18 protein-coding genes are annotated in these 21427 nt (G+C 70.7%); 2 read left to right on the forward strand and 16 right to left on the reverse strand.

Annotated elements, in window-relative coordinates:
* On the reverse strand, positions 1-1434 hold the full coding sequence (locus ACNPQM_RS31900) for an RsmB/NOP family class I SAM-dependent RNA methyltransferase (RefSeq protein WP_418086682.1): 1434 nt from the start codon (positions 1432-1434) through the stop codon (positions 1-3).
* A 326-nt stretch (positions 1435-1760) separates the two neighbouring features.
* Positions 1761-2693 (reverse strand): methionyl-tRNA formyltransferase, encoded by a 933-nt coding sequence (gene fmt / locus ACNPQM_RS31905; RefSeq protein WP_358861691.1) that lies wholly within the window; start codon positions 2691-2693, stop codon positions 1761-1763.
* Between the two features lie 334 nt (positions 2694-3027).
* On the opposite strand from fmt, the gene ACNPQM_RS31910 reads away from it, so the two are divergent.
* Positions 3028-3576 carry a hypothetical protein gene (locus ACNPQM_RS31910; protein WP_418086683.1) on the forward strand — a complete coding sequence of 183 codons (549 nt, stop codon included), beginning with the start codon at positions 3028-3030 and terminating at the stop codon, positions 3574-3576.
* Between the two features lie 99 nt (positions 3577-3675).
* Here ACNPQM_RS31910 and ACNPQM_RS31915 read toward each other — a convergent pair whose 3' ends face one another.
* From ACNPQM_RS31915 to pyrR, 14 genes are all read right to left on the reverse strand, one after another.
* On the reverse strand, positions 3676-5820 hold the full coding sequence (locus ACNPQM_RS31915) for a primosomal protein N' (RefSeq protein ID WP_418086684.1): 2145 nt from the start codon (positions 5818-5820) through the stop codon (positions 3676-3678).
* Between the two features lie 109 nt (positions 5821-5929).
* Entirely contained in the window at positions 5930-7153 is a 1224-nt protein-coding gene (gene metK / locus ACNPQM_RS31920) for a methionine adenosyltransferase (RefSeq protein ID WP_358861688.1), read from the reverse strand.
* 232 nt (positions 7154-7385) lie between these two features.
* Positions 7386-8597 (reverse strand): bifunctional phosphopantothenoylcysteine decarboxylase/phosphopantothenate--cysteine ligase CoaBC, encoded by a 1212-nt coding sequence (gene coaBC / locus ACNPQM_RS31925; protein ID WP_418086685.1) that lies wholly within the window; start codon positions 8595-8597, stop codon positions 7386-7388.
* A gap of 147 nt (positions 8598-8744) precedes the next feature.
* Positions 8745-9017, reverse strand: coding sequence for a DNA-directed RNA polymerase subunit omega (gene rpoZ, locus ACNPQM_RS31930; protein WP_003970369.1), 273 nt, complete (start codon positions 9015-9017; stop codon positions 8745-8747).
* Positions 9018-9100: 83 nt separating this feature from the next.
* Entirely contained in the window at positions 9101-9718 is a 618-nt protein-coding gene (gene gmk / locus ACNPQM_RS31935; RefSeq protein WP_358861686.1) for a guanylate kinase, read from the reverse strand.
* A gap of 38 nt (positions 9719-9756) precedes the next feature.
* Complete coding sequence (locus ACNPQM_RS31940; protein WP_014157387.1) at positions 9757-10080, reverse strand: integration host factor; 324 nt, start codon at positions 10078-10080, stop codon at positions 9757-9759.
* 244 nt (positions 10081-10324) lie between these two features.
* A complete protein-coding gene (pyrF, locus tag ACNPQM_RS31945; RefSeq protein WP_358861685.1) occupies positions 10325-11164 on the reverse strand; it encodes an orotidine-5'-phosphate decarboxylase in 840 nt (279 codons plus the stop codon).
* Entirely contained in the window at positions 11161-12270 is a 1110-nt protein-coding gene (locus ACNPQM_RS31950; protein WP_418086686.1) for a quinone-dependent dihydroorotate dehydrogenase, read from the reverse strand. The genes pyrF and ACNPQM_RS31950 overlap by 4 nt, the downstream gene beginning before the upstream one ends.
* Positions 12271-12434: 164 nt before the next feature.
* Positions 12435-15743, reverse strand: a complete 3309-nt coding sequence (carB, locus tag ACNPQM_RS31955) for a carbamoyl-phosphate synthase large subunit (RefSeq protein WP_358860738.1) — start codon at positions 15741-15743, stop codon at positions 12435-12437.
* Entirely contained in the window at positions 15736-16878 is a 1143-nt protein-coding gene (gene carA, locus ACNPQM_RS31960) for a glutamine-hydrolyzing carbamoyl-phosphate synthase small subunit (protein ID WP_358860739.1), read from the reverse strand. Before carA ends, carB begins: the two co-directional genes overlap by 8 nt.
* Positions 16875-17453, reverse strand: coding sequence for a hypothetical protein (locus tag ACNPQM_RS31965; protein ID WP_358860740.1), 579 nt, complete (start codon positions 17451-17453; stop codon positions 16875-16877). Before ACNPQM_RS31965 ends, carA begins: the two co-directional genes overlap by 4 nt.
* Positions 17450-18763, reverse strand: a complete 1314-nt coding sequence (locus ACNPQM_RS31970) for a dihydroorotase (RefSeq protein ID WP_358860741.1) — start codon at positions 18761-18763, stop codon at positions 17450-17452. Before ACNPQM_RS31970 ends, ACNPQM_RS31965 begins: the two co-directional genes overlap by 4 nt.
* 2 nt (positions 18764-18765) lie before the next feature.
* Positions 18766-19767: an aspartate carbamoyltransferase catalytic subunit gene (locus ACNPQM_RS31975; RefSeq protein ID WP_358860742.1), complete on the reverse strand. Its 1002-nt coding sequence runs from the start codon at positions 19765-19767 to the stop codon at positions 18766-18768.
* 83 nt (positions 19768-19850) lie between these two features.
* The gene (gene pyrR / locus ACNPQM_RS31980; protein WP_358860743.1) at positions 19851-20435 is read right to left on the reverse strand and encodes a bifunctional pyr operon transcriptional regulator/uracil phosphoribosyltransferase PyrR; all 585 of its coding nucleotides are present in this window, start codon (positions 20433-20435) and stop codon (positions 19851-19853) included.
* 196 nt (positions 20436-20631) lie between these two features.
* Here pyrR and bldD point away from each other — a divergent pair, with 196 nt between their 5' ends.
* The gene (bldD, locus tag ACNPQM_RS31985; protein ID WP_014044812.1) at positions 20632-21132 is read left to right on the forward strand and encodes a transcriptional regulator BldD; all 501 of its coding nucleotides are present in this window, start codon (positions 20632-20634) and stop codon (positions 21130-21132) included.
* Positions 21133-21427: the final 295 nt, after the last annotated feature.

Below are 21427 nucleotides of genomic sequence, written 5' to 3' on the forward strand. Positions count from 1 at the left end.
TCAGGCTGTACGACGCAACAGCGCGAGGTACATCGCGTCCGTGCCGTGCAGATGCGGCCACAGCTGGACGTCGGGTCCGTCGCCCAGCGCGGGCACGCCCGGCATCAGCGGACGCGCGTCCACCCACTCCGCCTCGACCGGCTCACCGCCGCGTCCCTTGAGTACGTCCTCGACCACCACCCGGGTCTCCGCGAGGTGCGGCGAGCAGGTCGCGTAACCGACGATGCCCCCGACCCGCACGGCCTTCAACGCCTCCCGCAGCAGACCGCGTTGGAGCGGCGCGAAGTTCTCCAGGTCCTCGGCGCGGCGGCGCCAGCGGGACTCCGGGCGGCGGCGGAGCGCGCCGAGGCCGGAGCACGGTACGTCCATCAGGACCCGGTCGAAGGCGCCGGGCTGCCACGGCGGGCGGGTGCCGTCGGCGGTGATCACCTGGTACGGGCCGGGGTTACCGGCCAGCGCCCGCTCCACGAGACGGGCCCGGTGCGGTTGCTTCTCGGCGGCCAGCAGCGCGGCTCCGCGTTCGGCGGCGAGGGCAGCGAGCAGGGCGGCCTTGCCACCCGGCCCGGCGCACCCGTCGAGCCAGCGGCTGTCGCTGCCCTCCACCGGCGCGTTGGCGAGGGCGGCTGCCACCAGCTGGCTGCCCTCGTCCTGGACCCCGGCGCGGCCCTCCTGCACGGCGCCCAGGGCGCCGGGCTCACCGCCCTCCGCCATCCGCACGGCATAGGGCGACCAGCGGCCGGGGAGGCCGTTCTCGTCGCCGAGAGCCGTGAGCAGCTCCTCGGTGGTGGAGCGGCCGGGGCGGGCGACGAGGGTGACCTCGGGCCGCTCGTTGTCGGCCTCGAGGAGGTCCTCGATCCCGGCGCGGCCGCCGCCCAGCGCATCCCAGAGCGCGGAGACGATCCAGCGCGGATGCGAGTGCACGACCGCGAGGTGGTCCTCGGCGTCCTCGTCGTACGACGGGGCGACGCGCGCCACCCAGCCGTCGAGGTCGTCCGCGGCGACCTTCCGCAGCACGGCGTTGACGAACTTGGCGCGCCCCTCGCCGAGCACCACCCGGGCCAGCTCCACACTGGCGGAGACCGCGGCGTGGGTGGGGATACGGGTGCCGAGCAGCTGGTGCACGCCCATGTTGAGCACGTCGAGAACCGGCGGGTCGACCTCCCGCAGCGGCCGGTCGATGCAGGCCGCGACGATCGCGTCGTACGTGCCTTGGCGGCGCAGCGTCCCGTAGACCAGTTCGGTCGCCAGCGCCGCGTCCCTGGCGTCGAAATCGCCCTTGGCGCGTGCCTTCTTCAGCAGCGGGGGCAGGACGAGGTTGGCGTACGCGTCGCGTTCGTCGACGGCCCTGAGTGCCTCGAAGGCGAGGAACCGGACCGGGTCCTTCTGGGGCCGGCGATGCGGCTTGGCGGGACGGCGACGCTGCTGGTCGTTCACGTGAAAGGTGCTCCGCTGATGGTGAGGGACGAACCCTCCCAGCCTAATCCCTCCGTACCGGGACAGTGGCTGAGTGAGCTGCCAGGACGCCTTGCCCTGGGCAGCGGCGGTAACCGATCACGGGCGGACGAGACCCGAGGTGCGTGCGTTCGTCGCCTCATCGGTCGCCGACGCCTCCACAGCCTTCAGGGGTACGGAGGGCCCCTCCTCCGCCCTGTGGGGGCGGCCGTGCTCACCACGGCGGCACCAGCCGCTCCCCGGTCCAGCCTGATCCGGACGAAGACCCTGGCCAGACGCAGCCCGGCAGACGGGGCTTTCGAAACACGCTAGATTCCGACCAGCTCCCCCGGGACGATCCGCACCCCACGCGCCCAGTCCGCGGCCCGCATCGGCTTCTTGCCCTGCGGCTGGACCCAGAGCAGCTCGACGGCGTGCGATCCGGTGCCGACGTGCACATGATTCTTGGACGCGGACAGCTCACCGGGCGCCAGATCGTGCCGGTCCAGGACCGGCACGGCCTGGATCAGCTTGAGGCGTTCCCCGCGGAAGAGCGTCCATGCCCCGGGGGCGGGGGTGCAGCCACGCACCACCCGGTCGACCCTCAGCGCGGGTGCGGACCACTGAACCTGGGCGTCCTCGACGGTGATCTTCGGTGCGACGGTGACGCCGTCCACGGGCTGCGGCACGGCGTGCAGCGTGCCGTCCTCGATGCCGTCCATGGTCGCGGCGAGCAGCCCGGCACCGGCGAAGGCGAGCCGGGTCAGCAGATCACCGCTGGTGTCCGTGGGCCGCACCTCCTCGGTGAGGACGCCGTACACCGGGCCCGAGTCGAGCCCCTCCTCGATCAGGAAGGTCGAGGCGCCGGTGACCTCGTCGCCGGCCATCACCGCGTGCTGGACGGGGGCCGCGCCGCGCCAGGCGGGCAGCAGCGAGAAGTGGAGGTTGACCCAGCCGCGGGCGGGTACGTCGAGAGCGGTCTTGGGCAGCAGCGCCCCGTACGCGACGACCGGACAGCAGTCCGGGGCAATCTCCCGCAGCCGCGCGAGGAAGTCCTCGTCGCGCGGGCGGGCGGGCTTGAGCACCTCGATCCCGGCCTCCTCGGCGCGCTCGGCGACGGGGCTGGCGACCAAGCGGCGCCCCCGTCCCGAAGGTGCGTCGGGGCGGGTGACGACAGCGGCCACCTCGTGGCGGTCGGAGGCGATCAAGGCGTCCAAGGCGGGTACGGCAACCTCGGGGGTGCCTGCGAAGACGAGCTTCATCCGATGGCCTCTCAAGCTGGTACGGGTTTGAGCAGCGCACCAGTCTGTGACTCCTCCGCCCCACGAACGGGGCGGTTTCTCACTTGGCTCACCAGAGCCTCGTGACGGCCAAGCCCTGACCGCGGCCCAGGGGCAGAGCCAGAGCGTACTACGCCGGTGCGGGAACACCGCCCCGCCGGGGGCGTACTCCCGGCCGTGCGCCCCGCGCATCTACCCATACGCCCTGGGAGCGTGACCACATCACCGGGTCACGCGTTGGTCAAGAGAGATTGACCGAAGCGGGCCGCCACAGTGCAGCCCGGCCCCTTTCAACGCCCGTTCGAGAGGCTTCTTCATGGCCGACCACTCAACCCACGACGCCCAAGCGCGGGCCAGCCTGCATCTGTTGGTGCGGGACATCGAGCGGGTCCGGCGGCAGGTGGACGCACTGCGCACGCTCACGGCCCAACTGGGCAACGTCTACCGTCCGCGCCGCTCCGGCCCGTCCACGGGCTTCGTCGTCTACGGCAGGGCCCCGGCCCCCACCGTCAGACTGGCCCAGGAACTGCGCGACAGCGTCGAGACCCTGGTGACGGCGGCTGTGGACTTCGACCGCTCGCTGGGCTTCTCCTGGGATGCGGTGGGCTCCGCGCTCGGAGTCACCAAGCAGGCGGTCCACCGGCGCTACGGCGCCCGCCGGAACACCCCCCAGCCGGGAACCACCGAGCTGCCGGCCGAGACAGCAGTGCCACGTCCGCTGCCCGTGACGCCCGGGGCCGGCACGGCTCCGGTGCTGCCCGCCGTACCCGCCGCCCGCTCCATGCCCCCGCAGCCCGCCGCGGACCGGCCGCCCCTGCGCGAGGAGCTGCGCCCCGGCGTCTTCCCCGGCCCGCGCAACGGCTGACCGAGTGCCCTTCTGCCCCCACCGTGCCTGGCACGCGGCGGGGGCAGTCGTATGTGCGCCGTCCACCGGGCACCGGGCACCGGTGAACGGCGGGCCGGGTCAGCCGATGTCCGGGGGGTCGATCCTGATCCGGACCGGATCACCGCTGCCCCGGGCCGTCCGCGCGGCCTGCGCCGTCTTCAGCGCGGCAGCCAGCGCGGCGCCGCTGCCCGGAGGAACCCTGAGCAGCGCCCGCTCCCAGCTCTCCCCCAACGGCGCGTCCCACGGTCTTCTGGGCCTGCCGGGTTCCGTACCCGGAACCGGGACCGGGCCGAGCACCTCCGCCTCCGGCGGCAGTTCGGCCGCGGCAAGGAACGCCGCGAGTGCCTCCGGCAGGCCGGTCACCGACGCCATCCGGGACACCGGTGGGAAACCCAGCTCGGCACGTTCCGCCAGCTCGCGGCGGGCATGGCCGACCGGGTCCCAGCGCACCAGTGCCTGGACCGGCCGCAGGGTCGGTTCGGCGACGATCACCACCGTGCCGCCCTCCGGCTGGCCCTGTACCAGCGAGGCCGCGGCGGTCCAGCGGCGCAGCGCCTCCTCACCGGCCCGCAGATCGGGGCGGCCGACCATCGCCCAGCCGTCCAGCAGCAGCGCGGCCGCATAACCGCCCTCGGCGACGGGTTCGGCACCCGGGGTGCTCACGACCAGCGCGGGCGCGGCCGGCACGGAGTCCAGGATGTGGTCGCGGCCGGACGTCCGCACCGGCACGGCGGGGAAGGCCCGGCCGAGTTCCTCGGCCGTCCGGCGAGCGCCGACGATCCGGGCCCGCAGCCGCTGGGAGCCGCAGGCCACGCAGTGCCAGGCGGTCTCGGCCCGCCCGCACCACGCACAGTTGAGATCCTGCTGGTCCGGCGCCTCCAGCGGCCCGGCGCAGTGGCGGCACCGGGCAGGTTCACGGCACCGCTCGCAGGCCAGCCGCGGCGCGTATCCGCGACGCGGCACCTGGACCAGCACCGGTCCGCGGCGCAGCCCGTCCCGTACGGTCTGCCAGGCGAGACTGGGCAGCCGGGCGGCCCTGGCCGCCTCGTCCCGGGCCAGCTCGCCGTCGCCGACGGTACGCACCAACGGCGCCGCGATCCGCAGCTGCTCCCGGTCCGCGCGCAGCGGCAGCGCCCAGCCGGTCTCCACGAGCTGGGCGGCCTCCACGGTGCAGCTCGTGCCGCCGAGCAGGAACGCGCACCGGCCGTGCGCGGCCCGCAGCTCCAGGACCTCCCGGACATGCGGGAAGGGGGCGTTGTCGTCGCTGTGGCTCGAGTCCCCGTCGTCCCAGACTGCGACCAGGCCCAGGTCCGCGACCGGCGCGAACATCGCGGCCCGTGTCCCGACCACCGCACGCACCGATCCGCGCCGCACTGCAAGCCACTCCCGGTACCGCTTCTCGGGTCCGGAATCGGCGGTCAGCAGGGCGTGGCGGCCCACCCCGAGCAGTTCGGTGAGCGCGGAGTCCACACGTCCCGCCGTGCGCCCGTCCGGTACGACGACGAGCGCGCCCCGCCCCGAGGCGAGGGTGGCGGCCACGGCCCTCGCGATCTCCTGAGGCCAGTGCGGCCCGGGCAGCGCGGTCCACACCGCCCGGGGGGCACCGCCCTCGGCCAGCGACCGCAGGAACGCGGGCCCCTGCTCGTATCGCTCCCAGCTCCCGGGCGACGGCGCCGGGGGCGGTGGCAGCGGCTCCGGTGAGGGCCTGGACTCGGCCCTTCCGTTCCTGGGCGGCACGGCGAGCTGCAGCACATCCGCGAGGCTGCCGGCGTACCGGTCGGCCACTGCGCGCGACAGGGCGAGCAGCTCGGGTCCGAGCACCGGCTCGGGCGAGACGACGTAGGCCAGCGCGGCAAGCGCCCCCGGGTAGTCCGACTCGGCGCGCCGCTCGATGAGGAACCCGTCGATGAGGCCGCCGCCCTCACGGCGCCCGGCGCGGACATTGCGCCCCCCGGCCCCGAACCGGACTCGCACCCGCACCCCGGGCTGCGCCTCGGCGTCGAGCTCCTCCGGTACGGCGTAGTCGAAGTACTGGTCGAGGTGGAGCACGCCCTTGTTGACCAGCACCCGGGCGACGGGCAGCTCCTTCGCGAGCGCGGCGCCCCGCCAGGTCCGCGGTTTGGCCCGCGGCACCTTCGCCTGCCGCACGGTCTCCCGGATGAGCGCAAGCTGCTCCGGCGCCCCGCCGTCGGGCTCCGCGGACTGCTCGTTGTCCCTGCTCACAGCCACATTCCTACCAGACGCCACTGACAGCGGCCCCGGGCTCACGCACCGGGGCCCGGACACCACGTGCGGCGTCCGGGCCCCGGCGTACAGAGCGAGTGCGGCGGGCCTACAGCCCGGCCGCCGTGCGCAGTGCCTCCACGCGGTCCGTGCGCTCCCAGGTGAAGTCGGGGAGCTCACGGCCGAAGTGGCCGTACGCCGCGGTCTGGGCGTAGATCGGACGCAGCAGGTCGAGGTCGCGGATGATCGCGGCCGGGCGGAGGTCGAAGACCTCGCCGATGGCGTGCTCGATCTTCTCGGTCTCGACCGCGGCGGTGCCGAACGTCTCGACGAACAGGCCCACCGGCTCGGCCTTGCCGATCGCGTACGCGACCTGCACCTCGCAACGGGCAGCGAGGCCCGCCGCGACGACGTTCTTGGCGACCCAGCGCATCGCGTACGCCGCCGAGCGGTCGACCTTCGACGGGTCCTTGCCCGAGAAGGCGCCGCCGCCGTGACGGGCCATGCCGCCGTACGTGTCGATGATGATCTTGCGGCCGGTCAGACCGGCGTCGCCCATCGGGCCGCCGATCTCGAAGCGGCCGGTCGGGTTGACCAGCAGCCGGTAGCCGTCGGTGTCCAGCTTGATGCCATCCTCGATCAGCTGCGCGAGGACGTGCTCGACGACGAACTCGCGGATGTCGGGAGCGAGCAGCGAGTCCAGGTCGATGTCGCTGGCGTGCTGCGAGGAGACGACGACGGTGTCGAGGCGGACCGCCTTGTCGCCGTCGTACTCGATGGTGACCTGGGTCTTGCCGTCGGGGCGCAGGTACGGGATGGTCCCGTTCTTGCGGACCTCGGACAGCCGGCGGGAGAGCCGGTGCGCGATGTAGACCGGGAGCGGCATGAGCTCGGGCGTCTCGTCGCAGGCGTAGCCGAACATCAGGCCCTGGTCGCCCGCGCCCTGCTTGTCGAGCTCGTCCTCCTCGTCCCTCCGGGAGGCGCCCTCGACCCGCTTCTCGTAGGCGGTGTCGACACCCTGAGCGATGTCGGGCGACTGTGCGCCGATGGACACCGAGACGCCGCAGGAGGCGCCGTCGAAGCCCTTCTTCGAGGAGTCGTAGCCGATCTCCAGGATCTTGTTGCGCACCAGAGTCGGGATGTCGGCGTAGGCCTTGGTCGTGACCTCACCCGCGACGTGCACCAGACCGGTGGTGATCAAGGTCTCGACGGCGACGCGCGAAGTCGGGTCCTCGCGCAGGAGGGCATCGAGAATGGTGTCGCTGATCTGGTCAGCGATCTTGTCGGGGTGACCCTCGGTGACGGATTCCGAGGTGAAGAGACGGCGGGACACATCGCTCCCTGGGGTTGCAGCGGCTGCTGGCTGATCATTGGCGGACGGCCGGGAGCTGCGCCCGGCACGATCCGGGAACAGTTTATCGGTCGCCGCCACCTGCCGGACCACGTATCTCGCCCTTTGGGAGTTCTGTGACCCGCGGCACTGATGCCCACGGTACGAGAATCACCCTGCGGAGAAGCCACTGACGCCCGGGTATGGATGTTTTTTCACCGATCTGAGAGCTTAATCACGCCTGGAACGAGAAGCGTGCCGACACGAGATCCCAGACCGTGTCGGCGAGCCCCTCCTTGGGGCCGTACGGCACGGGAGTCTCGCCGCCGTCGGCCGCCAGGATCACTGCCTCGTTCTCCTCGGAGCCGAAGGTCTTGCGTTCCCCCACCTCATTGACGACGAGCAGGTCGCAGCCCTTGCGCAGGAGCTTCTCGCGGCCGTTGGCGAGCACGTCGTCGGTCTCGGCGGCGAACCCGACGACGATCTGGTCCGGCGTCGCCCGCTCGGCGGAGACCTCGGCGAGGATGTCCGGATTACGGACGAGCAGGATCGGCGCAGGCTCCTGGCCGTCCTTCTTCTTGATCTTCCCCTCGGCGTACTCGGCCGGGCGGAAATCGGCGACCGCGGCCGCCATCACCACGACATCGGCATCGGACGCGGCCTTCAGCACCGCTTCTCGCAGCTGCACCGCGGTGCCGACCCGTACGACGTCGGCACCCGACGGATCGGGCAGTCCGGTGTTGGCCTCGATGAGCGTGACCCTGGCCCCGCGGGCGACCGCGGTACGGGCCAGCGCGTACCCCTGCTTCCCGGAGGAGCGGTTGCCGAGGTAGCGGACCGGGTCGAGCGGCTCCCGCGTACCGCCCGCGCTGATCACCACATGGCGGCCCACCAGGTCCGGCGCGACGGGCCCGCGGGCCAGCACCCGGCGGCAGACCTCGAAGATCTCACCGGGATCGGGCAGCCGGCCCTTGCCGGTGTCGACGCCGGTAAGCCGGCCGACGGCGGGCTCGATGACGACGGCTCCACGTCGGCGCAGCGTGGCGACGTTCTCCTGGGTGGCGGGGTGCTCCCACATCTCGGTATGCATGGCGGGCGCGAAGACCACCGGACAGCGAGCGGTGAGGAGCGTGTTGGTGAGCAGGTCGTCGGCGAGACCGTGGGCGGCCCTGGCGAGCACGTCCGCGGTGGCGGGGGCGACCACGACGAGGTCGGCACCCTGCCCGATGCGGACGTGCGGCACCTCGTGGACGTCGTTCCATACCTCGGTCGACACCGGGTGGCCGGAGAGCGCCGACCAGGTGGCGGCGCCCACGAACTGGAGCGCGGATCCGGTCGGGACGACCCGTACGTCATGACCGGACTCGGTCAGCCGTCGCAGCAGCTCGCACGCCTTGTAGGCGGCGATACCCCCGCTGATCCCCAGAACGACCTTCGGCTTCTCCACTGCGTCTCCCCGCACTCGGGTACGTACTCGGACACGTACAACCCCCATGCTGCCTCACGGCACCGACGGCACCGCCACGCCCCCGGACACACCACAGGCCCGGCGATGGTGGCCGCCGGGCCTGTGGTGAAGGTGCTTTGTTCCTGCTTACTGAGCGGGGCCTTCAATGGCCTCGGAGGTCAGCAGGCCCGCGTTGATCTCGCGGAGCGCGATCGAGAGCGGCTTCTCGTGCACGTGGGTGTCGACGAGCGGACCGACGTACTCGAGGAGACCTTCGCCGAGCTGCGAGTAGTACGCGTTGATCTGACGCGCACGCTTGGCGGCGTAGATCACAAGGCTGTACTTCGAGTCGGTGGCCTCAAGGAGCTCATCAATCGGCGGGTTGATGATGCCCTCGGGCGTGGTGATGGAAGAGGACACTCTCTGCCTTCCGAAGGGGGTAAAGATCAAAGAAATCTTTGATACTGCGGATTCCGCCGGGGTGGTGCTCCGGTTCGGCTGGTTCAGGCGCTGCTGTCACGGCGGGCGGAAGCCTGAAGCATCAAGGCTAGCAGCTCACGTGATACGTCCTCGACGGAGGTGTTGACCAGCGTCGTATCGAACTCCGATTCGGCGGCGAGCTCGATCTTCGCGGCGGCCAGCCGACGCTCGATCACCTCGGGCGCCTCGGTCCCGCGGCCGGTGAGCCGGCGCACCAGCTCGTCCCAGCTCGGCGGGGCGAGGAAGACCAGCTGCGCGTCGGACATCGACTGGCGGACCAGCCGGGCGCCCTGGAGGTCGATCTCCAGGAGAACCGGCTCGCCCGCGTCGAGGCGTTCGACCACAGCGCGGCGCGGTGTGCCGTACCGGTTACCGGCGAATTCGGCCCACTCCAGCAGTTCGCCGTTGGCGATCAGCTTGTCGAACTCGTCGTTGTCCACGAAGAAGTAGTGGACACCGTTGCGCTCCCCCGGGCGCGGCTTGCGGGTCGTCGCCGACACCGAGAGCCAGACATCGGGGTGCGCCTTTCGCATGTGAGCGACGACCGTGCTCTTGCCGACACCGGAGGGGCCGGAGAGCACGGTCAGCCGCGGACGTACGTCCGGGGGTACGGGGGACGTCCCCCGGGATGTTGCAGCCATGGAGCGATTATCCCCGTTCTCAGGGGTGCCTGAGAACGTCAGGCGGCGGAGCCGCCGAACTCTCGCTCCAAGGAAGCGATCTGGTTGGAGCCGAGACCCCGCACACGGCGGCTCTCGGAGATCCCGAGCCGCTCCATGATCTGCTTGGCGCGGACCTTGCCCACGCCGGGCAGGGACTCCAGAAGGGCGGAGACCTTCATCTTGCCGATGACGTCGTTCTCCTGGCCCTGCTTGATGACCTCGTGGAGCGAGGCGCCGGAGTGCTTGAGTCGATTCTTGACCTCGGCCCGCTCCCGGCGAGCCGCGGCGGCCTTTTCGAGCGCGGCTGCGCGCTGTTCAGGGGTAAGGGGCGGAAGAGCCACGCCTACGTCACCTCGGATGTCGATCTGTCGGATACGGACCAGTGAGGAACCTAGTCGCCCCACACCTGGTGAGCAACGAACAACCTGTGCACGTTGGCTCTCGTCGGAGACTAGCGGCCAAGGCCGCCGGAGTCAGCGAGAACAGACGAAAAGTCCTGGTCAGCCTCAGCCGACCAGGACATTTCAGACATAACAACCGAGTTTTCAGGTCATGATTCCGTCAACACGCTGTTACATGGCATGGTCAGTTTTCCTGAACGGCTGCACGGACCTCGTCCGTGAGCCGTTCGGCGGCTTCGCGCAGCCCGGACGCGTCCGGTCCGTGGCGCAGCACGCCCCGGCTCACGCTCGGCAGCACGTTGCCCACCGCGGCACCGAAGACACCCGGCAGATCGGCGGGGGTGGCACCCTGGGCGCCGATCCCGGGGGCCAGCAGCGGTCCGTTGACCGCCAGATCCACGCCCGCGTCGCCGAGCGTGGCGCCGATCACGACGCCGACCGAGCCGAGCGGCTCGGCACCCTCGTTCTCGCCGGCCACGTGGTCGAGCATCACTTGGGCCAGCGACCGGCCGTCCGCGGCGGTGGCGCGCTGCACCTCGGCGCCCTCGGGGTTGGAGGTGAGTCCGAGGACGAAGACCCCCGCACCGGAGAGGACGGCCGCGTCGAGCGCCGGGCGCAGCGAGCCGAAGCCGAGGTACGGCGAGACGGTGAGCGCGTCGGAGAACAGCGGCGAGTCCTTGTCCAGGTAGGTCTCCGCGTAGGCGCCCATGGTGGAGCCGATGTCGCCGCGCTTGGCGTCCATCAGGACGAGCGCGCCGGCCGCCCGCGCCTCCTCGACGCCCTTCTCCAGGACGGCGATGCCGCGCGAGCCGAACCGCTCGAAGAACGCGGACTGCGGCTTGAGGACGGCCACCCGGTCGGCCAGCGCCTCGACGACGGTGCGGGTGAAGCGCTCCAGGCCCGCGATGTCGTCGTTCAGACCCCAGGAGGCGAGCAGCGAGGCGTGCGGGTCGATGCCGACGCAGAGCGGCCCGCGGATGTCCATGGCGCGGCGCAGTCGTGCGCCGAACGGTTCAAGAGTCACTTCGTGGCCTTCCGGGTCTCGGCGCCGACGGCCTCGGCGAGGGTGGCGTACGGGGAAGCGGCGAGGCGTGCGGCCAGGCCCTTGTGGATCGCACGGGCGTAGAACGGGCCCTCGTAGATGAAGGCGCTGTAGCCCTGGACGAGGGTGGCGCCGGCAAGGATCCGCTGCCAGGCGTCCTCGGCGGTCTCGATGCCGCCGACGCCCACCAGGGTGATCTCGTCGCCGACCCGCGTGTAGAGGCGCCGCAGGACCTCCAGGGAGCGCGCCTTGAGGGGCGCTCCGGAGAGTCCGCCGGTCTCCTCGACGAGCGACGGTGAGGACTTCAGCCCGAGACCGTCGCGGGCGATGGTGGTGTTGGTGGCGATGATGCCGTCCAGGCCGAGCTCGACCGCGAGGTCGGCGACCGCGTCGACGTCCTCGTCGGCGAGGTCGGGGGCGATCTTGACGAGGAGCGGGACCCGGCGCTCGGTGACGGTCCGGTCGGCCGCCTCGCGTACGGCGGTGAGCAGCGGGCGCAGCGCCTCGGTGGCCTGGAGGTTGCGCAGACCGGGCGTGTTGGGCGAGGAGACGTTGACGACGAGGTAGTCGGCGTGGCGGGCGAGCCGCTCGGTGGACTTCACGTAGTCGCCGACGGCCTCGGCCTCCGGCACGACCTTGGTCTTGCCGATGTTGACGCCGACCGTCGTCCGGAAGACGGGGTTACGGGCGGCCAGGCGCTCGGCCACGGCCGCGGAGCCCTCGTTGTTGAACCCCATGCGGTTGATCAGCGCACGGTCCGCCACGAGGCGGAAGAGGCGCTTCTTGGGGTTGCCGGGCTGCGGCTCGCCGGTGACCGTACCGATCTCGATGTGGTCGAAGCCGAGCATCGACATGCCGTCGATCGCGACGGCGTTCTTGTCGAAGCCCGCGGCTAGACCGAACGGGCCGTGCATGCGCAGACCGAGGGCCTCGGTGCGCAGCTCCTTGTAGCGGGGGGCGAGCACCGCGGCGACGAAGGTGCGCAGGACGGGGATGCGGGCCGCGAGGCGGATCCACCGGAAGGCCAGGTAGTGGGCCTGCTCCGGGTCCATCCGCTTGAAGACCAGCCGGAAGAAGAACTTGTACATGGGAGTGTCCTCACAGAGAGGGGGACACCGTTTCCGGTGTCCCCCTGCTGGGCTGCCTAGGGCTTGTTTCGAAAGTAGCGTCGTCCGCCCGCGGGGCGGGCCGGGCGGCGTCCGGAGCGTGCGTACCGGACGCCGCCCGGCAGACGGGACTTTCGAAACGCGCCCTAGTCGCGGGCCGCGGTCAGACGTTCCGCGTGTTCCTGGAGGGAACGTACGCCGACGTCTCCGTGGGTGAGCGCGTCGATGCCCTGGACCGCGGCGGCGAGCGCCTGGACCGTGGTCAGGCACGGCACCGCGCGGGCCACGGCCGCCGTACGGATCTCGTAGCCGTCGAGGCGGCCGCCCGTCCCGTACGGCGTGTTGACGATCAGGTCGACCTCGCCGTCGTGGATGAGCTGGACGATGGTCCTCTCGCCGTTCGGCCCCTCGCCCTCGGACTGCTTGCGCACGACGGTGGCGTTGATGCCGTTGCGCTTGAGGACCTCGGCGGTGCCGGAGGTGGCCATCAGCTCGAAGCCGTGGGCGACCAGCTCACGGGCCGGGAAGATCATCGAGCGCTTGTCACGGTTGGCGACGGAGATGAAGGCACGGCCCTTGGTGGGCAGCGGGCCGTACGCGCCGGCCTGCGACTTGGCGTACGCCGTGCCGAAGACCGAGTCGATGCCCATGACCTCACCGGTGGAGCGCATCTCCGGGCCGAGGACCGTGTCGACGCCGCGGCCGTGGATGTCGCGGAACCGCGACCACGGCATGACGGCCTCCTTGACAGAGATCGGCGCGTCGAGCGGCAGGGTGCCGCCGTCGCCGCTCCTCGGCAGCAGGCCCTCCTCGCGGAGCTCGGCGACGGTCGCGCCCAGCGAGATGCGGGCGGCGGCCTTGGCGAGCGGCACCGCAGTCGCCTTCGACGTGAAGGGGACGGTACGGGAGGCACGCGGGTTGGCCTCCAGGACGTACAGGATGTCGCCGGAGAGCGCGAACTGAATGTTGATCAGCCCACGCACGCCGACGCCCTTGGCGATGCCCTCGGTGGAGGCGCGCAGCCGCTTGATGTCGTAGCCGCCGAGGGTGATCGGGGGCAGCGCACAGGCGGAGTCGCCGGAGTGGATGCCGGCCTCCTCGATGTGCTCCATGACGCCGCCGAGGTAGAGCTCGGTGCCGTCGTAGAGCGCGTCGACGTCGATCTCGATGGCGTCGTCGAGGAAGCGGTCGACCAGGACCGGCCGGGTGGGGCTGATCTCGGTGGACTCGGCGATGTACGAGGAGAGCCGCGTCTCGTCGTACACGATCTCCATGCCACGGCCGCCGAGCACGTACGACGGGCGCACGAGGACGGGGTAACCGATCTCGTCGGCGATGGACTTGGCCTCTGCGAACGTGGTGGCGGTGCCGTGCTTCGGGGCCGGGAGCCCGGCCTCGGCCAGGACACGGCCGAACGCGCCGCGGTCCTCGGCTGCGTGGATCGCCTCGGGGGAGGTGCCGACGACCGGCACCCCGTTGTCCTTGAGCGCCTGCGACAGACCCAGCGGGGTCTGGCCGCCGAGCTGGACGATGACACCGGCGATCGGGCCCGCGAGGGACTCGGCGTGCACGATCTCCAGCACGTCCTCGAGCGTCAGCGGCTCGAAGTACAGGCGGTCGGAGGTGTCGTAGTCCGTGGAGACGGTCTCCGGGTTGCAGTTGACCATCACGGTCTCGTAGCCCGCGTCGCTCAGCGCGAAGGAGGCGTGGACGCAGGAGTAGTCGAACTCGATGCCCTGACCGATGCGGTTGGGGCCGGAGCCGAGGATGATCACCGCGGGCTTGGTGCGGGTCGCGACCTCGCTCTCCTCGTCGTACGAGGAGTAGAAGTACGGCGTCTTCGCGGCGAACTCGGCGGCGCAGGTGTCGACCGTCTTGTAGACCGGGCGGATGCCGAGCGCGTGCCGCACCTCACGGACGACGTCCTCGCGCAGACCGCGGATCTCGGCGATCTGGACATCCGAGAATCCGTGCCGCTTGGCCTCGGCGAGCAGCTCGGGACCGAGCTTGTCGGCGGCGGCCAGTTCGTCGGCGATCTCCTTGATCAGGAAGAGCTGGTCGACGAACCAGGGGTCGATCTTCGTGGCGTCGAAGACTTCTTCCTGGGTGGCGCCGGCCCGGATCGCCTGCATGACCGTGTTGATCCGGCCGTCGGTCGGGCGGACCGCCTCGGCCAGCAACTCGGCCTTGTCACCGGGCTCACCGGTGAAGGCGAACTGCGAGCCCTTCTTCTCCAGGGAGCGCAGCGCCTTCTGGAGCGCCTCGGTGAAGTTGCGGCCGATCGCCATGGCCTCGCCCACCGACTTCATGGTGGTGGTGAGGGTCGAGTCGGCGGACGGGAACTTCTCGAAGGCGAACCGCGGTGCCTTGACGACGACATAGTCGAGCGTCGGCTCGAAGGAGGCCGGGGTCTTCTCGGTGATGTCGTTGGGGATCTCGTCGAGCGTGTAACCGACGGCCAGCTTGGCGGCGATCTTGGCGATCGGGAAGCCGGTGGCCTTCGACGCCAGCGCCGAGGAGCGGGAGACGCGCGGGTTCATCTCGATCACGATGACCCGGCCGTCGGTCGGGTCGACGGCGAACTGGATGTTGCAGCCGCCGGTGTCGACGCCGACCTCACGGATGATCGCGATGCCGATGTCGCGCAGCCGCTGGTACTCACGGTCGGTGAGCGTCATCGCCGGGGCGACGGTGATCGAGTCACCCGTGTGGACGCCCATCGGGTCGAAGTTCTCGATGGAGCAGACGACCACGACGTTGTCGTGCTTGTCGCGCATCAGCTCCAGCTCGTACTCCTTCCAGCCGAGGATGGACTCCTCCAGGAGCACCTCGGTCGTCGGGGAGAGCGTGAGGCCCTGACCGGCGATCCGGCGCAGCTCCTCCTCGTCGTGCGCGAAGCCGGAGCCGGCACCGCCCATCGTGAAGGAGGGGCGGACGACGACGGGGTAGCCGCCGAGCGTGTCGACGCCCTGGAGCACGTCGTCCATCGTGTGGCAGATGACCGAGCGGGCGGACTCGCCGTGGCCGATCTTCGCGTTGACGGCCTCGACGACGCCCTTGAAGAGGTCGCGGTCCTCGCCCTTGTTGATGGCTTCGACATTGGCGCCGATGAGCTCGACACCGTACTTCTCCAGAACACCGTTCTCGTGCATGGAGATCGCGGTGTTGAGCGCGGTCTGGCCGCCCAGCGTCGGGAGCAGCGCGTCGGGGCGCTCCTTGGCGATGATCTTCTCGACGAACTCGGGGGTGATCGGCTCGACGTACGTGGCGTCGGCGATCTCCGGGTCGGTCATGATCGTCGCCGGGTTGGAGTTCACCAGGATGACGCGCAGGCCCTCGGCCTTGAGGACGCGGCAGGCCTGGGTGCCGGAGTAGTCGAACTCGGCAGCCTGACCGATGACGATCGGGCCGGAGCCGATGACCAGGACGGACTGGATATCGGAGCGCTTAGGCACGCTGGCCCTCCATCAGGGATACGAAGCGGTCGAAGAGGTACGCGGCGTCGTGCGGGCCCGCGGCTGCTTCGGGGTGGTACTGGACGCTGAAGGCCGGCTGGTCGAGGAGCTGCAGCCCCTCGACGACCTGGTCGTTCAGACAGACGTGGGAGACCTCGGCGCGGCCGAACTTCGTGTCCGACACCTTGTCCAGCGGGGCGTCGACGGCGAAGCCGTGGTTGTGCGCGGTGACCTCGACCTTGCCGGTCGTGCGGTCCTGCACCGGCTGGTTGATGCCGCGGTGGCCGTACTTGAGCTTGTACGTGCCGAAGCCGAGCGCGCGGCCCAGGATCTGGTTGCCGAAGCAAATACCGAAGAGCGGCGTCTTCCGCTCCAGGACGCCCTGCATGACGGAGACCGGGTGGTCGGCAGTGGCCGGGTCGCCGGGGCCGTTGGAGAAGAAGACTCCGTCGGGCTGGACCGCGTACACCTCGTCGAGGGTGGCGGTGGCGGGCAGGACGTGCACCTCGATACCGCGCTCGGCCATCCGGTGCGGGGTCATGCCCTTGATGCCGAGGTCGATAGCGGCGACGGTGAACTTCTTGGTGCCGATCGCGGGGACGACGTACGTCTCCTTGGTCGCGACCTCGGCGGAGAGGTCGGCGCCCACCATCTCGGGGGCTTCCAGCACTCGGGCCAGCAGCGTGGCCTCGTCGGCGACCGCGTCGCCGGAGAAGATACCGACGCGCATGGCGCCGCGCTCGCGCAGGTGGCGGGTGAGGGCGCGGGTGTCGATGCCGCTGATGCCGACGACGCCCTGGCGCTCCAGCTCCTCGTCGAGCGAACGCTGCGAGCGCCAGTTGGACGGCACCCGTGCGGGGTCGCGCACCACGTAGCCGGAGACCCAGATCTGCTGGGACTCGGGGTCCTCGTCGTTCACCCCGGTGTTGCCGACGTGCGGGGCGGTCATCACGACGACCTGGCGGTGGTACGAGGGGTCGGTCAGGGTCTCCTGGTAGCCGGTCATGCCGGTGGAGAACACCGCCTCGCCGAAGGTCTCCCCCACGGCCCCGTAGGCGCGGCCGCGGAAGGCGCGGCCGTCCTCCAGGACGAGTACGGCGGGAGCTTTGGCGGCTCCCCGGGTGGAGATGGTCATCGTGCGGTGCCTTCCGTAGTGCTGGTGAGGTGGTGAATGGCGTCGACCCAGGCCGGGTGTTCGGCCGAGCGGTCGGAGCGGAAGCCGGAGTCGATCAGCTTGTCGCCGAGCGCCCAGGTGATGATCAGCAGGCCGCCCTCGGGGAGGACCTTGCCCGCGATGCCCTTGTCGAGCCGGGCGTCACGCAGCTGCGCGGCCGGGACGAAGAAGTCGGCTGCTCCGGGGCGTACGACGTCGAGTCCCTGCTCGGTCAGCGTGAGCTCCACGCGGCTGCGGGTACCGAGGCCGTGGGCGACGATCCGGTCGAGCCACTGCCCGGCGGTCGTCGAGGCGTGGTAGCGGCCGGTCATCGTCAGCAGCGGCTCGCCGTCGGCGTACCCCTCCGGCGTGGCGGGCAGCTCCGGCAGATCGGACTGCAGGCTCCCCCGCCACTTCCACCCCTGGCGCATCAGCCAGTAGATGAAGGCGATGAAGACGATCAGTCCGATCACCCAGCTGATGCGGGCGGGCCAATCGGTCACGTCCGCCGACTTCTGCTCGGCGGCCAGCTGGTACAGGGGGGTCAGTGATGTCACGCGAGCTTCCCGTCGACGACCGTGGCACGGCCCCGCAGGAAGGTATGGGTGACGCGACCCGGCAGCTCGCGCCCCTCGTACGGGGTGTTGCGGCTGCGGGAGGCGAAGCCCGCGGGGTCCACGACTCCACGGTATGCCGGATCGACCAGCGTGAGGTTGGCAGGCTCACCGGCCGAGACGGGGCGGCCGTGTCCGTCGAGCCGGCCGATGGCCGCCGGGCGGAACGACATCCGGTCGGCGACGCCCGCCCAGTCGAGGAGCCCCGTCTCGACCATCGTCTGCTGGACGACGGAGAGCGCGGTCTCCAGACCCACCATGCCCATGGCGGCCGCGGCCCACTCGCAGTCCTTGTCCTCGTGCGGGTGCGGGGCATGGTCGGTGGCGACGCAGTCGATCGTGCCGTCGGCGAGTGCCTCGCGCAGGGCCAGCACGTCGGCCTCGGTGCGCAGCGGGGGGTTCACCTTGTAGACCGGGTTGTACGACCGTACGAGCTCGTCGGTGAGGAGCAGGTGGTGCGGGGTGACCTCGGCGGTCACGTTCCAGCCCTTGGACTTGGCCCAGCGGACGATCTCCACCGAGCCGGCGGTCGACAGGTGGCAGATGTGCACCCGGGAGCCGACGTGCGCAGCGAGGAGAACATCGCGGGCGATGATCGACTCCTCGGCGACGGCCGGCCATCCACCGAGACCGAGCTCGGCCGAGACGATGCCCTCGTTCATCTGGGCGCCCTCGGTCAGGCGGGGCTCCTGGGCGTGCTGGGCGACGACACCGTCGAACGCCTTCACGTACTCCAGCGCGCGCCGCATGATCACCGCGTCGTCGACACACTTGCCGTCGTCGGAGAAGACTTTCACTCCAGCGGCCGAGTCGTGCATGGCGCCGAGTTCGGCGAGCTGCTTGCCCTCCAGTCCGACGGTGACGGCGCCGATCGGCTGCACGTCGCAGTACCCGGACTCCTTGCCGAGCCGCCAGACCTGCTCGACGACACCGGCGGTGTCGGCGACCGGGAAGGTGTTGGCCATGGCGTGCACGGCGGTGAAGCCACCGACCGCCGCCGCCTTGGTGCCGGTGAGAACGGTCTCGGAGTCCTCGCGCCCGGGCTCACGCAGATGGGTGTGCAGGTCGACCAGACCGGGCAGCAGAATCTGCCCCTCGGCTTCGACGACCGTCGCGTCGCCGGCGTCGATCCCGGCGCCACTCCAGTCGATTTCGCCCTGCCGGGCGGTGGCGGCAATGGTCTCGCCGTCGATCAGGACGTCCTGGGGCTCGCCGCCGAGGACCTTCGCGCCGCGGATAAGGATCTTGCTCATGATTACTTGTTCTCCTCGGAATCAGCGGGGCGCGCAGCGTTTCGATCAAGGGTGGTGGCGGGCTCGGACCCACCCAGCAGCAGATAGAGCACCGCCATCCGGATGGAGACACCGTTGGCGACCTGCTCGACGGCCGTGCAGCGGTCGGAGTCGGCGACCTCGGCGGTGATCTCCATGCCGCGGACCATCGGACCGGGGTGCATGACGATGGCGTGCTCCGGCATCTTGGCCATGCGCTCGCCGTCCAGGCCGTAGCGGCGGGAGTACTCGCGCTCGGTCGGGAAGTACGCGGCGTTCATCCGTTCACGCTGCACACGCAGCATCATCACCGCGTCGGACTTCGGCAGCACCTCGTCGAGGCTGTAGCTGACTTCGCAGGGCCACTGCTCCACACCCACCGGCACGAGGGTCGGCGGGGCCACCAGGGTGACGTGGGCGCCGAGTGTGTGCAGCAGGTGGACATTGGAGCGGGCGACCCGGCTGTGCAGGATGTCGCCGACGATGGTGATCCGCCGTCCGTCCAGGTCCCGGCCCAGGCCGGCGTCGGCGCCCACCAGCCGGCGACGCATGGTGAACGCGTCGAGCAACGCCTGGGTGGGGTGCTCATGGGTGCCGTCACCGGCGTTGACGACGGCGCCGTCGATCCAGCCGGACGTCGCGAGGCGGTACGGGGCGCCGGAGGCACCGTGCCGGATGACGACGGCGTCGGCGCCCATCGCCTCCAGGGTCAGCGCGGTGTCCTTGAGCGACTCGCCCTTGGAGACCGACGAGCCCTTCGCGGAGAAGTTGATGACATCGGCGGAGAGGCGCTTGGCAGCGGCCTCGAAGGAGATGCGGGTGCGCGTCGAGTCCTCGAAGAAGAGGTTGACGACGGTACGGCCGCGCAGGGTCGGGAGTTTCTTGATCGGCCGGTCCGCTACCCGGGCCATCTCCTCGGCGGTGTCGAGGATCAGGACGGCGTCGTCGCGGGTGAGGTCGGCGGCCGAGATGAGGTGACGCTTCATCTGGGTGTTCTCCTGGAGAGTTCAGGCATGCGGGCGTGCGGAAGCCGTCGTACGACCGGTGCGTCGTACGGGGATGTGTGCAGCTACTGCTCGCCTGCCGGAGCGGTCTGCTGGACGCCGAGCAGTACGGCGTCACGGCCGTCCTCCTCGGCGAGCTGGACCTTGACCGTCTCCCGCAGCGACGTGGGGAGGTTCTTGCCGACATAGTCGGCACGGATCGGGAGTTCGCGGTGGCCGCGGTCGACGAGGACCGCAAGTTGCACCGCGCGGGGCCGGCCGATGTCGCCGAGCGCGTCGAGCGCGGCGCGGATCGTGCGGCCGGAGAAGAGAACATCGTCCACCAGGACGACCAGGCAGCCCTCGATGCCCTCACCGGGGATCTCGGTACGCGCCAGGGCGCGCGCCGGGCGCAGCCGCAGGTCGTCGCGGTACATGGTGATGTCGAGGGAGCCGACCGGCATCTTCCGGCCGGTGATCTCCTGGAGCTTGTCGGCGAGCCGACGGGCGAGAAAGACGCCTCGGGTCGGGATGCCGAGCAGGACCACGTCGTCGGCGCCCTTGGCGCGTTCGACGATTTCGTGGGCGATGCGGGTCAGTACCCGGGCGACGTCGGGAGCCTCCAGAACGGGGCGTGCCGCATTGCCGGTGGCTTCGTGCTGTGCGTCCATAAGAAACGGACCTCCTTCTCCGCCTCACTGGACGGACCTTAAAGGACGTCGAAATTGCGTCATCAACGTTACCAGGGCTTGAACCCGACCCTGGTCGCACCCCCGGGAGGTGCCGGTCCGGACCATTCGGCTTGACGCATCCAAGTAACGCTGCGTAACCTCACAGTGAGTTACCAGACTTCGTCCGGGGAGCCTTATGTCCAGCGAATACGCAAAACAGCTCGGGGCCAAGCTCCGTGCCATCCGCACCCAGCAGGGCCTCTCCCTCCACGGCGTGGAGGAGAAGTCCCAGGGCCGCTGGAAGGCCGTCGTGGTCGGCTCGTACGAGCGCGGCGACCGCGCCGTGACCGTGCAGCGCCTCGCCGAGCTGGCGGACTTCTACGGGGTCCCGGTGCAGGAGCTTCTGCCCGGTACGACGCCTGGCGGGGCCGCAGAGCCGCCGCCGAAGCTTGTCCTGGACCTGGAGCGCCTCGCTCACGTCCCGCCGGAGAAGGCCGGACCGCTGCAGCGCTACGCCGCGACGATCCAGAGCCAGCGCGGTGACTACAACGGCAAGGTGCTCTCGATCCGCCAGGACGACCTGCGCACGCTGGCCGTGATCTACGACCAGTCGCCGTCCGTGCTCACGGAACAGCTGATCAGCTGGGGCGTGCTGGACGCGGATGCGCGTCGCGCGGTTGCCCACGAGGAAGGCTGACGTCCGGGGCTGAAGCCCCGGCCAGCAGAAACGTACCGCCGGGTTGCCGGGTGCCTTTTCGGGCCCGGTAACCCGGCGTTTTTTCTGCCCCGGTCCGGGAGCGCGGGGCCGTCCTGGCGGGCGGTGCGGTTCTCGCACCCCGGTCCGGGGGCGGGGGTTCCGTCCTCAATCGCCGGACGGGCTTGATTTTCGGCGCCGTGCCCCCCGGGGGCGCCGCCGCGCTGTCCGGTGGTGGGGCGGGTGGGGCCCCTCCGGGGCGTCTCCTCGGGACTGGCGCGGAAACCGGCACCGCGGA

This window comes from Streptomyces sp. NPDC056231, from assembly GCF_048270745.1.
In the GTDB taxonomy this organism is placed as follows: domain Bacteria; phylum Actinomycetota; class Actinomycetes; order Streptomycetales; family Streptomycetaceae; genus Streptomyces.

Excerpts from the sequence above, each read along its gene's own strand:
- ACNPQM_RS31910 (WP_418086683.1), top strand. The coding sequence starts at position 3,028 with ATGGCCGACCACTCAACCCACGACGCCCAAGCGCGGGCCAGCCTGCAT.
- pyrR (WP_358860743.1), bottom strand. The coding sequence starts at position 20,435 with ATGGACGCACAGCACGAAGCCACCGGCAATGCGGCACGCCCCGTTCTG.
- bldD (WP_014044812.1), top strand. The coding sequence starts at position 20,632 with ATGTCCAGCGAATACGCAAAACAGCTCGGGGCCAAGCTCCGTGCCATC.
- ACNPQM_RS31975 (WP_358860742.1), bottom strand. The coding sequence starts at position 19,767 with ATGAAGCGTCACCTCATCTCGGCCGCCGACCTCACCCGCGACGACGCC.
- fmt (WP_358861691.1), bottom strand. The coding sequence starts at position 2,693 with ATGAAGCTCGTCTTCGCAGGCACCCCCGAGGTTGCCGTACCCGCCTTG.
- ACNPQM_RS31950 (WP_418086686.1), bottom strand. The coding sequence starts at position 12,270 with ATGTACAAGTTCTTCTTCCGGCTGGTCTTCAAGCGGATGGACCCGGAG.
- carA (WP_358860739.1), bottom strand. The coding sequence starts at position 16,878 with ATGACCATCTCCACCCGGGGAGCCGCCAAAGCTCCCGCCGTACTCGTC.
- ACNPQM_RS31970 (WP_358860741.1), bottom strand. The coding sequence starts at position 18,763 with ATGAGCAAGATCCTTATCCGCGGCGCGAAGGTCCTCGGCGGCGAGCCC.
- gmk (WP_358861686.1), bottom strand. The coding sequence starts at position 9,718 with ATGGCTGCAACATCCCGGGGGACGTCCCCCGTACCCCCGGACGTACGT.